A 13,801-nucleotide genomic window follows, 5' to 3' on the forward strand; every position below is an offset into this window, starting at 1 on the left:
TGTTTATGCAAGCTGTAATGAACCCGAAGTATCCAGGGCTCAGTGTGCGGGTCGCCGACGAAGGCTTTGATGCCTACGTGTGGGGCAATGATTTCAGCTTTGAGGTCAACGCCTATGGCGTGCCGGAGATGGGCAAACGAGTCGATCAATGGCCGGTGGAGCGCATCGTGCCGTACCGCAAGTGTTATGGCATCGACCCGGAAGAGTTCGCCAGTTTCCGCGATGCGCCGGACAGTGCGATCTTCATGGCGTACCTGGATGATCGTGCGGTCGGGCATATCGTGGTCAGTACCAATTGGAATGGCTTCGCTCACGTTGACGAACTGGCGGTGGCCTTGCCTGCCCGTCGGCATGGGGTGGCCAAGTCGCTGCTGGATGTGGCGCAGTTCTGGAGCCGCAAGAAAAACCTGCCGGGCATGATGCTGGAAACCCAGAACAACAACCTGGGCGCCTGCCGTCTGTATGAGCGTTGCGGCTATGTGATGGGCGGAATCGACCACCTGCGTTATCGCGGCATCGACCCGCAAACCCGTGAAGTGGCGATTTTCTGGTATCGGTTGTTCAAGACCGACGCCGAGCGGTTTTAACTCGCCAGCAGGCCTTGGGCCTTTTGCGTGACAATCTCCAGCAGCGCATTCAGCGCAGGTGAGGTCACGCCATCCTTGAGTGTCAGCGCATACAGGCTGACCATGATCGGCGGTGACACCGGGCACGCATCCAGACCCGCCTCGCGCGCGCCAAACGCGGTGAACGGGTCGACAATCGCCAGGCCTTCGCCGGCTTCCACCATGCTGCGCATCATCTGGTAGGTCTGCACCCGCGTCTGCACCACCGGCAGCGGGCGCAGCGCTTGCAGCTTGGCGTCCAGCAGGCGGCTGAGCGGGTCGTGTCCTTCGAGCCCGATCATCGACTGTCCGGCCAGGTCTTGCAGCGCAATGTACTTCTGCTTGGGCTTGAGCCAGCCGTGGGGCGCCAGCAATTGCAATTTGCCCTGGGCCAGCACCGTGCCGTGGATTTGCGGGTGTTCCGGGTCATGCAGGCTCAGGCCCACGTCGGCCTCGTGCAGCAGCAGGCTGCGCACGATTTCCCGGGTTGGCTGGCTCGACAGGTTGCACGGTGTGTCCTGAAAGCGTCGGCGCAGCAGCGCAATGCTCTGGGGCAGCAGTTGATTGGCCAGTGGCGGCGTGCACAAGGCGCGCAAGGTGGGGGCGTGATGGTGTTTCAAGCGGCTGGCCAGGCGTTGCACCGGTTCCAGGGCTTCGTACACGTGGGCGATTTCTGCCTGCAGCTCCAGGGTTTCCCGTGTCGCCTGCAAACGCCCGCGCACACTGGCAAACAGCATGAAACCCAATTGTTGCTCGGCCTCCTTGAGGGCCGCGTCGACATCGCCCACAGGGAGTTGCAACCATTCGGCGGCGGTGCCGAGGTGTCCGGTCTGCAGGATGGCCTGAATCACTTCGAGATGACGTAAACGCATGGCCGGAGTCTATGTGCAGCGCGGAGGGGATTCAATGGCGCAGGCCATCGTGCGCAAAAAAGACGGTGTGGGTCGTGTATGTCGCTGGCGTTCAGCCAGGACCTCACTAGAATGGCTCGTCTGATCATCAACGACCAATGCCGGTTACCGGCACATACAACAAAAACAGGTCTGGTCTCATATGCCTCTGCCCTCGACATTTCTCGGGGTAACGGTCAAGCAACTGCTGGTCCTGGTGACCGTAGGCTGTGTGGCTGCTTATCTCTTCAGCAATCACGATGAATCAACCCCGGAAAACCTCGAACTCGAAGCGTTTATCCTTTCTCAGGAACAGGTAGTCGAGCACATAGGCACGGTGCTGGGTATGACGCTGGTCAAGCAGGTGGTGGCGTACCCTGGCTACAATGCACCGGGTTATAAACGCTTGATGTACGAGGTGGAAGGCGAGCGGGGCAGGTTGATGGTGACGCTCAAGCAAGTGGACGGTGAGTCAGGGCTTGAAGTGACGGAGATTCGCAGCCCGTGACCGCCCGGCCCAGTCAATGCCGTCAATGGCCAGGACTGAGCAGGAACGCCTGGGCGATCAATCTTATGAGGCGAGGACGGTTTGCGATTCGCGGACGATAATGGTCCCCGACTGGATCAGTTTGAACTCATCGCCTTCCAGTTTTTCTACACGGTCGCCAATGGCCAGCTTGTAGGTGGTGGTGGGTGCCGAGCCAGCCAGGTCGCCTTGCGCCGGGTTGGATTCCTGGAACTCATGCACCGAATACACGCGTCCTTCTGCGTCTCTGGCATGAAACTGTCCGACTAATACTGCTGCCATCTGTTTAGAACCTCTGGAGATAAACACTCGATATGCGGTTGTGTAGACCGTCATAAAGAGAGGGAGTTTACCTATTGAAAAAAAATACTATTCGCTGATGTTTTCAGACGGTTCCTACGCATCGACTGGCGCGACAAACGTCTGGAGGACTATCAAAACCTTCTGGTGCACCCGCCGCGAAGCCTCTATAACTACAAGCTCCTTTAGTCACACGTCGGGAAACCCCAATGAGCAAGGTCTACACAATTGCCGTTCTGGTTGGCAGCTTGAGAAAAGACTCGATCAACCGCAAGGTCGCCCTGGCATTGGCCGAACTGGCACCTGCCAACCTGAAGTTGAACATTGTGGAAATTGGCGATTTGCCGCTCTACAACGAGGACATCGACGGGGCATCACCGCCCGCAGCCTACAGTACTTTCCGTCAGCAAGTACGTTCATCCGACGCGGTGTTGTTTGTGACACCGGAGTACAACCGCTCCGTACCCGCACCGTTGAAGAATGCGATTGACGTAGGCTCGCGCCCTTATGGTCAAAGCGCCTGGAGCGGCAAGCCGGGGGCGATCATCAGCGTATCGCCGGGCGCCATTGGCGGTTTTGGTGCCAACCACCATCTGCGTCAGTCCCTGGTGTTCCTCGATGTGCCGTGCATGCAGCAGCCTGAAGCCTACCTGGGCGGTGCGGGCAGCGTGTTCGACGATGCCGGCAAGGTGTCGGAAAAGACCAGGCCGTTCCTGCAGGCATTTATTGATGCCTACGGCAAATGGGTAGAAAAGCAGACCGCTTGAACTGGCACTCATTATCCAATGTGGGCAAGCCCCTCCCAGAGGGGTTATGCGGTGTGCAGGCAGTCCAGCGCTCGGTCGGCGAGGGTTCAAATGCTCGGTGGCGCGGGCCATAGGGTGGTCATTGCCGCTGGGGGCTGCCGTCACAGCTGCGCTGCGCAGCAGGTCGCGGACGATTTTGTTGCCGCTGCATCAAAACGAACCGTCGCTATCTTACGCGCCATGCTCATGAAGCCGCTTTTGAGCGGATGGAGCAGCGAAGGCTGGCCCATCCTGAGATGATGGTTAGCGGGCGATCCATCGTCGAACACCCCTTCGGCAATAAATCTCCCTGTGGCGAGCGGGTTTGTCGAATCGTCGCACCGTCCCTCCCACATTTTGATCTGTGGCGTGTCAGGGATGCAGCGGGGGTTACTTGGGATACAGCGGCGGCAAGCTGGTGGTGTCCGTCGCCGGGTCCTGCTCGCGCTCGGCCATCGGGATGGCTTTGACCGCGCGCCACAGCTCTTCGCCCAGCCAGTATTGACCGCTCTCGCTGTACAGCGCGCCATTGAGGCCGTCCAACGCATCCGACAACGGCACAAACCGCGCCGCCATATCCGCCAGGGTTTCCGGCTGTTGCCGCGCCCAGGCATCCAGCGCCTGGCGCGTGGCCTGGGGGTCGTTGGCCTGGGTGGCGCGCTTGAGGTCGTCGAGCAAGGTGCGTGGGCTCGGGCCGGTTTGCGCAGCGCGCAGTACCGCCGGTTGCCAGCGGGCACGCCACCACAGGCCGAAGCCCAGCAGGGTGGTGCAGGCCAGGATCAGTGTACTGAGTTGCCACAACCACAGGCGGCTGTCGTCCGGCGCGGTGATGATGGTCGGGGTGGCCGGCGTGTCCACCGCCAGGCTCGGGTTGTTGGCCACTTGCAGGGTGCGGGCCGGCAGGCTGGTGCGTTCCAGATGGTCCTCGTGGGTGTTCCACCACACCACCTCGACGGCGGGCATTTCCAGGGCGCCGACACGGTTGGGCACCAGGGCCTCGCGGTCTTCGCGACTGCCGATCAGGCCACGGTCATTGGTCTGGTTAGCGAGCACCGGCTGGTCCGGGTAGCGACGCAGGCCGTTGATGTCGGTGCTGGGCAAGGCCGGCAGTTGGGCGCTGGACAGGCCCTCGGCCTTGACGGTCAGGCTGCGGGTCAGGGAGTCGCCGACTTGTACATGCTCAGGCTCCGGGTTCCAGCTCTCATTCAAGGTGAGGCTGCGGGCCGGCAACCAAGGGGCGTCGACGGGGTACAGCGCCGGCTTGGGCTTGACCACCAGTGGCAGCGCCGCCGAACTCACGTGGATCAGTTTGCCGGGCTTGGTGCCTTGCAGCGTATTTTCCTGGGGCGGACGTGACTCCACCAGGGTGGCGCTGAACGTCTGCGAGGGAATCTCCAGGGTGCCGCTGTGTTGCGGGTAGATCGCGTAGCGGGTTTCGATCACGCCATGGCGGATGCTGTTGATGACCTTTTCGTAGGTGCGCGACTCGCCCAACTGCTCGACACGAGCATCGGGGATCTGCAACGGCGTCAAGCTGCTGTCGTCGTACAGCGACACCGAGTGGTACACGCGCACGGTCAACAATGCCTGGGCCTGCACATAGACGCTGGTCTGGTCGAGGTTGGCTTCGACAAACACCGGCGCCAGCTCGGCGTTGGTGTCCTGGCTGGTGGTTTCCAGCACTTGCAGGCTGATCGGCTGGGTCGTGTATTCGCCCACTTGCAACGGCGGAATCACCACCGTGCCGTTTTCCTTGGGCAGCAGGGTAATGATCCAGCGTGTGGTCGCATGGTTATCGCCACCCAACGTCGTAAGTTGGTTGAGCTGGCGTGTGCCGCTGACTTCGAACTGCGCATCCAGGGGCGACAGGTCGGGCTTGCCGAACTGGGTGACATCGGTGGATTCCACCGTCAGTTCCACCGTTTCCCCGGAATTGAGGCGGTTGCGGTCGACGCTGGCGACCAGGCTGGCCGCCTGGGCGTGGCCTGCCGACAACGCGAGCAGAAGCAGAAGGGTGGTGCGGCGGCTCATCGAGTCTTGTCCTGATGCTGTTGCTTTTCGTACCAGAATTTGCGTCGCAGCAGTTCGCCGGGGTTGTCCGGGATCTCCTGCAGCCATTGCTCCAGAGCCTGGCGGTGTTCACCGTCGAGGTTGGCGTCGGTGGGACGCAGCGGCGGGGTGGTGGTTTGCTCATCGCCCAACTCGCTGCCCGGCACGTCGTTGCCGCCGGCGTGCGGCGGGGTGCCGGCCTGGGTATCGCCGCTGCCGGCTTCGCCCTGGCCCTGGCCTTGGGACGACTGCTCGCCACCTGTGGCATTTTGCCCAGTGGCGCCCGGTTGCGCAGTTTGGCCGGGTTGGGTGGTTTCGTCATCCTCGTTTTTTGCAGGCTTCTCAGGCTCGGGTTCTGCCTGTTCCTGGATCAGGGCTTCTACCAGGGCCTTGTTTTTCAGCGCCGGTTGCAGGTCGGGCTGGGCTTCCAGGGCTTGTTCGTAGGCGTCGATGGCAGCTTCGAGTTCACCGGACCTGGCCAGGGCGTTGCCGCGATTGTAGTGGGAATAGGCGTCATTGCCCTCGGCGAACCGCTTGATGGCCTCGGCATAGTTGCCGGCCTCATACAGGGCGACGCCTTGCCACTGCGGGTCCTGGAAGTGTTCTGCGGCCTCGGCGGGACGTTTCTTCTTGAGCAGGTATTGGCCTTGCTGGTCCGCACGCAGCCACAAATCCTGGAATTCAAAGGCATAGCTGGGTTGCGGCGCGCCCAGGAGCAGCAGTGGTAAAAAGAACAACCAGCCGCGCCGCCCGGCGCAGGCGGCCAGCAGCAACAGCGGCAGCAGCAGCCAGTAACCCTGGTCGGCCCAGGTGTCGAGGTGCAGCAACTGGCCATCGTTGCGCAGGGCTTGGGGCGGGTCCAGCACGCCGAGCTGGCGCAGGTCTTTATCGTCCAGGCGTGCGGCGCGGTAACGGCCGCCCATTTCGCTGGCGAAGGCCTTGAGCGTCGGGCTGTCGAGGCGGGGTACCAGGATCGCGCCTTGCTCGTCCTTGAGGAATTCGCCGCTTTCCTGCGTCACCGGTGTGCCTTCACGGCTGCCGATGCCCAGGATCGACAGGCTCGGCGCCTGGTTGCCTTGCAGCAGCAGGCGAATGCCCTGGCGTTCCTGTTTTGACAACGAGGAGCCGACCAGCAGCAGGCGACCCTGACCCAGGCCGCCGTGCTTGAGCAGGTCCAGGGCTTTCTCCACGGCGAGGTCGGCGCGGTGGCCGGACTCCGGCATGATCGAGGGGCGCAGGGCGTCGAGCAGGTTGCGGCTGGTGGCCAGGTCGTCCGACAGCGGCACGAGGGTGTGGGCGCTACCGGCATACACGACGATGGCGGTTTGCGCGTCGCTGCGCGCCTGCAACAAGTCGAAGAGCTTGCGCCGTGCCTGTTCGAGGCGGTTGGGCGGGCTGTCGGTGGCGAGCATTTCCGGGGTCAGCTCAAGCAGCACTACCAATGGGTCGGAGGGTTTCTGGCTGGTTTGTTCAACCCGTTGCCAACTGGGACCCAGCAACGCCAGCCCGGCCAGCAGCCAAGCGAGGCCCAGCAACACCCACGGCGACTTGCTTTCGCGCCCGTTGCCGCCGCTGAGCAGCACGGCGTGAAAGGCCGGCGGCAGGATCATTTGCCAGCGTCCGGCGCGCTTCTGCCGGTGCCACAGTTGCCACAGCAACCAGCCGAGCAACGGCAGCAGCAACAGCCACCAGGGGCGGAACCAGTGCGGCCACAGGGCGATCATCGACGCCTCCGCAAACGCAGGCGTTTAAGACGCTGGCGCCATTCCGGATGCTGTTGCAGGAAGATCCCCTTGCTCGACAGTTTGTTGTACGCGCGTTGCAGTGCGTTGTTCGGCCAGCGTTCCTGGATCACCAGCAACATGCTGAGGATCAGCGCCAGGGCCAACGGTCCGCTGTACAGCGCCTGCGCCGGGCGTGCCTGGGTGGGTTGCTGTTCGACGGGCTCAAGCTTGTCCAGTGTTTGCTTGATCGCTTCCAGCTCTTGGCCATCGCGGGCACGGAAGTATTGGCCTGCGGTGGCTTCAGCGATGGCCTTGAGTGCCGGCTCGTCGAGATCCAGGCTCGGGTTGACGCCCAGGATACCCAGGGAACCGGTTTGTTCAGGGTCGGCGCCGATGCCGATGGGGTAGATCTTCACCCCTTCTTCGGCCGCCAGGCGCGCGGCGGTCAGCGGGTCGATCTGCCCGGCGTTGTTGGCGCCATCGGTGACCAGCACCAGTACGCGGCTTTGCGCAGGCCGCTGGCGCAGGCGTTTCAGCGCCAGGCCTATGGCATCGCCAATGGCGGTGTTCTTGCCGGCGATGCCGATGCGCGCTTCATCCAGCCAGGTGCGCACGGTGCGCCGGTCGAAGGTCAGTGGCGCTTGCAGGTAGGCCTGGCTGCCGAACAGGATCAGGCCCACGCGGTCGCCTTCGCGGCCTTCAAGGAAGTCGCCGAGCAGATGCTTGACCAGGTTCAGGCGACTCACGTCTTCGCCCTGCCAGTGCATATCGGGAAAGTCCATGGAGCCGGACACGTCCACCGCCACCAGCAAGTCGCGGCCGCTGGCGGCAATCGGCAGCGGTTCGCCGAGCCATTCCGGGCGCGCAGCGGCGGTCAACAGCAGCAGCCACAGCACCACGAAGGGCGCCTGTTGGCGCCAGCCCGGCAGGTTGACCCGTGCACGGCGGCCCGCAAGGCTTTCGAGGTCGCCGAGGTAGCTGACTTTCAGCGCCGGCTCGCCGCTGTCGGCCGCCGGGAGGATAAAACGCATCAACCAGGGGAGCGGCAACAGGGCGAAGATCCACGGCCAGGCGAACTCAAACATGTTTGCGAATCCAGGTATCGACGGCTTGGGTCAGGCCGGCGATAGCTTTGTCGTCGAGCTTGCATTCGGGTTTATAGGCGCCTTCGACCAATACCATCCAGCGCGTGAGGCCGGCGGCCGGGCAGCGGTTGTCGAGGAATGCCAGCCATTTGCGGCCGTTGAGGGTATGGCTTTGGCTATAGGGGTAGTCGTTGCGGCACAGGCGCTTGAGCAAGCCGTTGAGCTGTTGCAGCCAGGCCCCGGCGGGGGCGCCGTCGTAGGGCTTGGGCATCAATGCCAGCTCGGCCAGCGCGGCGATGCGCAAAGGGTCCAGCGGTTGTTCGGCGCGGGTCATGGGGCGTCGAGTCGGCAGCAAACGGCGCAGCGACCATAGGCCCCAGCCCAGCAGCGGGATCATCAGCAACAGCAACCACCAGCCCGGCGCAGGGGGCCAGAAGCCAATGGGCGGCGGGGCGATCAGCGGTTGCAGTTGGTCGAGGCTGCTCATTGCTTTTTAACCGGGCGTTGCGGGTTGAGGTATTCGCGCAGTTGTTCGACCATTTCGCTCTGGGTGCTCAGGGGCATCAGCAGGATTCGCAGTTTCTGCGCGAGCAGTTCCCAGCGGGCGATGCGCGCTTCGGCCTGGGCCTTGTAGGCCTGGCGCAAGTCGAAGTTCAGGGTGTCCAGTTCCAGCTGCGCGCCCCGTTCGGCAAAGCGCAGCAGCCCGGCGGCGGGCAGGGCGTGGTCCAGCGGGTCGGAGATCGGCAACAGCAGCAAGTCGCAATGGCGTGACAGCAGGCTCAATTGTTGCTCGGCACCTTCGGTGAGGGCGCGCTCGTCGCAGATCACAATCACCAGGCTGCCGGGGCGCAGCACTTCGCGGCCACGGCGCAGGGCCATGCCCAGGGCGTCGGCCTCCGGGCGGCTTTCGGTGTCCAGGCTCTGGTTGACGCGCACCAAACGGTTGAGCAATTGCAGCAGGCTCTGCTTGCTGCGTCGCGGCTTGATTTCGTAGTGCTCGTTGTCGCCGAACACCAGCCCGCCGACGCGGTCGTTGTGGCCCAGGGCCGCCCAGCCGATCAGGCTTGCGGCTTGAGCGGCGAGTACTGACTTGAACATCTGCCCCGAGCCGAAAAACAGCCGGCAGCTTTGCTCCACCATAATGAAGATCGGCCGTTCGCGCTCTTCGTGGAACAGCTTGGTGTGCGGCTCCTGGGTGCGCGCCGTCACGCGCCAGTCGATGGTGCGCACATCGTCGCCAGCCTGGTACACGCGCACCTGGTCGAAGTCGACGCCGCGCCCGCGCAACTTGGAGTGGTGCAGGCCGATCAGCGGGCTGCGCTGGCTTGGCGTGGAGAACAGCTGCACTTCGCGCACGCGGTGGCGCATCTCGATCAGCTCGCTGAGCGTGACGCGCACCCCATCGCTGGCGTTCATCGACTTCAAGCGACGGCAACGACGTCGAGAATGCGTTGCACCACACGGTCCTGGTCAATCCCGGCCGCTTCGGCTTCGAACGACAGGATGATGCGATGGCGCAGCACGTCGAACAGCACCGCCTGGATATCCTCCGGGCTGACAAAGTCGCGGCCGGCCAGCCAGGCATGGGCGCGTGCGCAGCGATCCAGAGCGATGGAGCCACGCGGGCTGGCGCCGTAGGCGATCCACTCGGCCATCTCGGGATCGAATTTGGCCGGGGTGCGCGTGGCCATGACCAGTTGCACCAGGTATTCCTCCACCGCATCGGCCATGTACAGGCCGAGGATTTCCTTGCGCGCGGCGAAGATCGCCTGCTGGCTGACCCGGCGCTCGGGCTTGGTTTCACCGTTGAGGGCTTCGCCACGCGCCTGTTGCAGGATGCGCCGTTCGACGGCTGCGTCGGGGAAGCCGATCTTGACGTGCATCAGGAAACGGTCGAGCTGGGCTTCGGGCAGCGGGTAGGTGCCTTCCTGCTCGATGGGGTTCTGCGTGGCCATCACCAGAAACAGCGGAGACAGGTCGTAGGTACTGCGCCCGACGCTGACCTGGCGCTCGGCCATGGCCTCCAGCAGGGCTGATTGCACCTTGGCCGGGGCGCGGTTGATTTCGTCCGCCAGCACCAGGTTGTGGAAGATCGGCCCTTGCTGGAATACGAAACTGCCGGTTTCCGGGCGATAGATCTCGGTGCCGGTGATGTCGGCGGGCAACAGGTCGGGGGTGAACTGGATACGATGGAACTGCGCTTCGATGCCTTCGGCCAGCTCTTTGATCGCCTTGGTCTTGGCCAGGCCCGGTGCGCCTTCGACCAGCATATGACCGTCGGCAAGCAGGGCGATCAGCAGGCGATCGATGAGTTTTTCCTGGCCGAGAATCTGCGTAGAAAGAAAGGTTCGCAGCGCGAGCAGCGCTTCACGATGTTCCATCGATGACGGTTCCTGGAGAGATGAGCCTGTGCGTCATGTAACAAACGACAGCCTGGGGCGCCTACTTTAATGCATGGCAGGGGGTGGCGACTAACGGCGCGCGGGGTATTTTTAGCAAAACTTGTAGGAAAATTGTGTGAGAGGCACAAATGGCGGTGAGCAGGCATGCCCGCTCACCGCCCTTGCTTCAAGGGCAGGGCACCCCGAGCTGCCATTCCTTGCCGTAGGCGGCAGAGTTGGCATCCGGTGGCTTGTTGAGGCTGTAGAAGTTCTGCTTGTAGATCATGCCGTTGTACGACACCGACTCTGCGTAGGTCGAATACACCTTGGTGGCCGACCACGCCGCAATATCGCCGCAACTGCCTGACGGCGGCGCCTTGACGGTGAGCGGTTTGTCCAGCCGCAGCACCCCGCCGCGTCCGTCACTCACGGCGACGCCGACTGTGGCGCGGGTATCGCCGGTGACGGCAGGGGCGGTGAGGGTGACGCTGCGGGTATTGCCGATGGTGCCGGTGAAACCGCCCGGACGCGTCCAGGCGTAGGTCATCGCGTCACCGTCCGGGTCGCTGGTATTGGCGGTGAAGGTCACGGCCTTGCCCGAGTCCACCGTATCGCTGCCTTGCAGGCTGCCCACGGGTGGGCGGTTGGCCGGGGTGCCGGCGATCACCGTGAGGTTGTGGCTGGCGGTTGCCGTCCGGCTGTGTTCATCCGTCACAGTCAATGTGACGCTGCGCGCTCCGGCAGTATTGGGTGCAATGAAGCTGCTGGACGACTGCGTCGATGAGGCCGGGTTAAAGCCATTGGCTGCCCAGGCAAAGCGCAAGCCTTGACCTGTGGAGGACGCCCCCGACAGCAGCATGGCTTTGCCGGCTTCAACCGTGGATGGCCCGGTTATCCTGGCGACTGGCAGTCCGCTGCCGCAGGTGCCCAGGCGTAGCCACGGCTTGGCGGCACCGGACTCGACAAAATTCAAGTCGGGGCGATTGTTTTGCGTCCAGTGCGCCACTTGGTAGTTGTAACCGCTGTAGGAGACTTTTTCGCCGGCTGAGGCATACACCTTGCTCGCGACCCAAGCGGCGGCGCAGTCGCCGACCGGAGGCGCGTCAGGGGCCTTGATGGTCATGTTTTCGGTCAGATTGAGGGTGCGCGCGCCGTCGGACACCGCCACGGAAATCGAGGTGAGGGTATCGACGGTCACGACCGGGGCGGTCAAGGTCAAGGTCGGCCCATCCCCGTAGGGCGGGGTAAAGCCGTTGGCGTTCCAGCGGTAAGTCAGCGGTTTTTGAGTGGGTGATTCAGCATAGACATGGCTGTTGAAGGTCTCTCCCGATTTGGCTTCGTCGGGGATGGCCAGCCGGCCTGTGGGTGGTTGGCCGGCGCCATCGTCGAGCAGCTTCTTGATGGCCGCGTCCAGGTCAGGCTGCACGCCGATCTCGGTCCGATTGCCGTTGAACTGCGGGTACCCCGTGGCAACCAGGATGCTACGCAGTGCTTTCGGTGGGATGTTGCCCAGGTCATGAGCCCTCGCGACACCCTGTAAAGACGCGACAGTGGCGGCAATGATCGGGTTCGCTGAGGAGGTGCCACTGTAGGAATGGGTGTAGCCGGTGGTCGGATTGGCGGTGCTCCAGGTCGTCGTGGTGACGGAGCCGCCCCAACTGAACAGATCGACGCGTCTGCCGTATTGGGAAAAACTGGCTCTCAGGCCAGACGTGGGCTCGACGGCGCCAGCATAAATGCTGCCGGAGTCGAAGGTATTACGATCGAAATAACCGTTGAAGTAAGGGTGATCCAGATTGATATTGCCGTTGGCCGCAGCCAGTACTACATGCACACCTTTTTCCATCGTCATATAGGTGATGATGTCGCGTACCGTGCTGTTGTATTCCATGGGCATGTAGCAGTTCTGGCTGCAACCTACTGCTGGAAAGGGCGTGTAATTGATATGCACGCCCAATTGCACCACATCGCCGGGGCTCAGCAGTTCGGCCGTTTGCATCAGGCGGCTGGTGCCATATTGTGAATAGCCCAGCTGTACCAGGGGCACGATGCCGGTGGTACCGAATCCATTTTCCCTGGAACCGATGGTGCCCACGCTGGCCGTGTCGTGGAAACCGGTGATGGCCCCGGCATCGACTTCCAGGAAAGGTTTGGGCAAGTCCACGTGGTCGTAGGACCAATGATCGATTTCCGAAGAGATCACCCGCATGTTCTCGCCCTTGCCACCGGGAACCTTCCAGGCTTGCACGGCATTCACGCCGCCGATCTTGTAGGGCCGCACCGCTTGCCGGCCAAACAGGTAGTTTTGGCGTGCGGTGTAGTCGGGAATGCTGTTGCGCGGACTTTCGGCGATAGGGTCGGCCTGGTCCTCGTGCATGCCCTCCACCCTTGGTTCAAAGTCGACGGCCTCTATGGCGGGGTCTTGTTTGAGTTGCAGGGCCAGTGTTTCTGCCTGCTGCTGGGTCAAGTGGCGGGTATCGATGATGTAGTAGCGGTCCAGTCGATGCCGGCGCAGGGCGTCTACCTCCTCCAGCGTCCGCGCTTTGGCGGGCGCCACCAGGGGTTTGATGTTGGGCACGTGGTACTGGAAGGTGCTGGACGGATCGCTACGGTCTTGAAGGGTTCGCGACCTGGATCCGTCGTCTTTGAGCAGCAGGATCAAGTGTGAATAGTCAGGGGAGGGCGCCGGCGCCGCCAGCGCTGATGAAGCCGCAGCCAAGAGGCCGATAGCCAGGAGTTTGCTGGTGGATTTCATTGTGGCACCCGTGCAGTCACCGTTGCTTTGATGAGCTAAGGCTCAAAACACCGATGCGGGTACTGTTAGAAATAACAGTACCGACCAACGGTCAAGGGCGTCGGTCGTGACTGCAAACGCGTGGGCGGGCGGGAGTCAGGCGCGAATGTAGGTGCCGGTGCCCTTGAGAATGTTCTGCAGAGTTTGTTCCACTTCTGCCATGTCAGCCGGCGCTGTGGCGTGGCTGATCTCCAGATGATCCTTGCCACCCAGGGCATCGGCATCGCCTGCGGCCAGTTCGACCCGCAGGGTTGTGTCCCCCAGGGTGACTTTCAAGCCGTCCAGGGTCGAAGGCTCGTAGTCCCAGGTCAGTTCAACCTCATCTTCGTCCGGGTAACGGGTGAGCATGAACATCTCGCCGTTCTTGCCGTGGCAGCAGAGCATGGCCATGTTGTCTTCTTCGTCGTCGCACGGGGTGGCCATCAGGGCGTCGGTTTTCAGTTGCAGCATGGGGAATCCTGTCTGGGGTAGGGCGTTGCGTAGGCAATTGTGCCATTGCGGCGAATTTTGTGCTGCTTCCTGTGTCAGACCCAACGCATGACCTGACGGGCAATACCAGTCATTTTCGGTACTCGTGGCGGGGGAGATAGCCGGTTTTTCTACCGGGAATTCCGGGTTGCCCAAGTCGCAACCCCAACCCTGCGTACCGATGACCGAATATG

Annotated in this window: 13 protein-coding genes; 3 read left to right on the forward strand and 10 right to left on the reverse strand. The window is 62.6% G+C overall.

What is annotated here, in order from left to right; all coding sequences use genetic code 11:
- The first annotated feature begins 5 nt into the window (after window positions 1-5).
- The gene (locus ACHPFG_RS13920; RefSeq protein ID WP_431703110.1) at window positions 6-587 is read left to right on the forward strand and encodes a GNAT family N-acetyltransferase; all 582 of its coding nucleotides are present in this window, start codon (window positions 6-8) and stop codon (window positions 585-587) included.
- Here ACHPFG_RS13920 and ACHPFG_RS13925 read toward each other — a convergent pair.
- On the reverse strand, window positions 584-1,477 hold the full coding sequence (locus tag ACHPFG_RS13925; RefSeq protein ID WP_431703112.1) for a LysR substrate-binding domain-containing protein: 894 nt from the start codon (window positions 1,475-1,477) through the stop codon (window positions 584-586). The genes ACHPFG_RS13920 and ACHPFG_RS13925 overlap by 4 nt on opposite strands.
- 181 nt (window positions 1,478-1,658) lie before the next feature.
- Here ACHPFG_RS13925 and ACHPFG_RS13930 point away from each other — a divergent pair, with 181 nt between their 5' ends.
- Entirely contained in the window at window positions 1,659-2,003 is a 345-nt protein-coding gene (locus tag ACHPFG_RS13930) for a hypothetical protein (protein WP_431703114.1), read from the forward strand.
- A gap of 63 nt (window positions 2,004-2,066) precedes the next feature.
- On the opposite strand, the gene ACHPFG_RS13935 is transcribed toward ACHPFG_RS13930, so the two are convergent.
- Entirely contained in the window at window positions 2,067-2,303 is a 237-nt protein-coding gene (locus tag ACHPFG_RS13935; protein ID WP_065927911.1) for a hypothetical protein, read from the reverse strand.
- A gap of 227 nt (window positions 2,304-2,530) precedes the next feature.
- On the opposite strand from ACHPFG_RS13935, the gene ACHPFG_RS13940 reads away from it, so the two are divergent.
- Window positions 2,531-3,088 (forward strand): NADPH-dependent FMN reductase, encoded by a 558-nt coding sequence (locus ACHPFG_RS13940; protein ID WP_431703116.1) that lies wholly within the window; start codon window positions 2,531-2,533, stop codon window positions 3,086-3,088.
- Between the two features lie 408 nt (window positions 3,089-3,496).
- Here ACHPFG_RS13940 and ACHPFG_RS13945 read toward each other — a convergent pair whose 3' ends face one another.
- The 8 genes from ACHPFG_RS13945 to ACHPFG_RS13980 form a co-directional block, all read right to left on the reverse strand.
- Window positions 3,497-5,137: a BatD family protein gene (locus ACHPFG_RS13945; protein ID WP_431703118.1), complete on the reverse strand. Its 1,641-nt coding sequence runs from the start codon at window positions 5,135-5,137 to the stop codon at window positions 3,497-3,499.
- Window positions 5,134-6,879 (reverse strand): tetratricopeptide repeat protein, encoded by a 1,746-nt coding sequence (locus ACHPFG_RS13950; RefSeq protein ID WP_431703120.1) that lies wholly within the window; start codon window positions 6,877-6,879, stop codon window positions 5,134-5,136. The genes ACHPFG_RS13945 and ACHPFG_RS13950 overlap by 4 nt, the downstream gene beginning before the upstream one ends.
- Window positions 6,876-7,964 (reverse strand): vWA domain-containing protein, encoded by a 1,089-nt coding sequence (locus tag ACHPFG_RS13955; RefSeq protein WP_131700581.1) that lies wholly within the window; start codon window positions 7,962-7,964, stop codon window positions 6,876-6,878. Before ACHPFG_RS13955 ends, ACHPFG_RS13950 begins: the two co-directional genes overlap by 4 nt.
- Entirely contained in the window at window positions 7,957-8,451 is a 495-nt protein-coding gene (locus tag ACHPFG_RS13960; protein ID WP_131700582.1) for a DUF4381 domain-containing protein, read from the reverse strand. Before ACHPFG_RS13960 ends, ACHPFG_RS13955 begins: the two co-directional genes overlap by 8 nt.
- The gene (locus ACHPFG_RS13965; protein ID WP_131700583.1) at window positions 8,448-9,380 is read right to left on the reverse strand and encodes a DUF58 domain-containing protein; all 933 of its coding nucleotides are present in this window, start codon (window positions 9,378-9,380) and stop codon (window positions 8,448-8,450) included. The genes ACHPFG_RS13960 and ACHPFG_RS13965 overlap by 4 nt, the downstream gene beginning before the upstream one ends.
- A gap of 5 nt (window positions 9,381-9,385) precedes the next feature.
- On the reverse strand, window positions 9,386-10,345 hold the full coding sequence (locus ACHPFG_RS13970; protein ID WP_003174327.1) for an AAA family ATPase: 960 nt from the start codon (window positions 10,343-10,345) through the stop codon (window positions 9,386-9,388).
- Window positions 10,346-10,532: 187 nt separating this feature from the next.
- Entirely contained in the window at window positions 10,533-13,100 is a 2,568-nt protein-coding gene (locus ACHPFG_RS13975) for a S8 family serine peptidase (RefSeq protein ID WP_431703121.1), read from the reverse strand.
- 135 nt (window positions 13,101-13,235) lie between these two features.
- The gene (locus ACHPFG_RS13980; RefSeq protein ID WP_431703122.1) at window positions 13,236-13,589 is read right to left on the reverse strand and encodes a hypothetical protein; all 354 of its coding nucleotides are present in this window, start codon (window positions 13,587-13,589) and stop codon (window positions 13,236-13,238) included.
- Window positions 13,590-13,801 lie beyond the last annotated feature (212 nt).

This window comes from Pseudomonas sp. BR20, from assembly GCF_050780135.1.
GTDB lineage: Bacteria > Pseudomonadota > Gammaproteobacteria > Pseudomonadales > Pseudomonadaceae > Aquipseudomonas.

Coding starts and splice junctions, on each gene's coding strand:
- ACHPFG_RS13920 (WP_431703110.1), top strand. CDS start 6: ATGCAAGCTGTAATGAACCCGAAGTATCCAGGGCTCAGTGTGCGGGTC.
- ACHPFG_RS13925 (WP_431703112.1), bottom strand. CDS start 1,477: ATGCGTTTACGTCATCTCGAAGTGATTCAGGCCATCCTGCAGACCGGA.
- ACHPFG_RS13930 (WP_431703114.1), top strand. CDS start 1,659: ATGCCTCTGCCCTCGACATTTCTCGGGGTAACGGTCAAGCAACTGCTG.
- ACHPFG_RS13935 (WP_065927911.1), bottom strand. CDS start 2,303: ATGGCAGCAGTATTAGTCGGACAGTTTCATGCCAGAGACGCAGAAGGA.
- ACHPFG_RS13940 (WP_431703116.1), top strand. CDS start 2,531: ATGAGCAAGGTCTACACAATTGCCGTTCTGGTTGGCAGCTTGAGAAAA.
- ACHPFG_RS13945 (WP_431703118.1), bottom strand. CDS start 5,137: ATGAGCCGCCGCACCACCCTTCTGCTTCTGCTCGCGTTGTCGGCAGGC.
- ACHPFG_RS13950 (WP_431703120.1), bottom strand. CDS start 6,879: ATGATCGCCCTGTGGCCGCACTGGTTCCGCCCCTGGTGGCTGTTGCTG.
- ACHPFG_RS13955 (WP_131700581.1), bottom strand. CDS start 7,964: ATGTTTGAGTTCGCCTGGCCGTGGATCTTCGCCCTGTTGCCGCTCCCC.
- ACHPFG_RS13960 (WP_131700582.1), bottom strand. CDS start 8,451: ATGAGCAGCCTCGACCAACTGCAACCGCTGATCGCCCCGCCGCCCATT.
- ACHPFG_RS13965 (WP_131700583.1), bottom strand. CDS start 9,380: ATGAACGCCAGCGATGGGGTGCGCGTCACGCTCAGCGAGCTGATCGAG.
- ACHPFG_RS13970 (WP_003174327.1), bottom strand. CDS start 10,345: ATGGAACATCGTGAAGCGCTGCTCGCGCTGCGAACCTTTCTTTCTACG.
- ACHPFG_RS13975 (WP_431703121.1), bottom strand. CDS start 13,100: ATGAAATCCACCAGCAAACTCCTGGCTATCGGCCTCTTGGCTGCGGCT.
- ACHPFG_RS13980 (WP_431703122.1), bottom strand. CDS start 13,589: ATGCTGCAACTGAAAACCGACGCCCTGATGGCCACCCCGTGCGACGAC.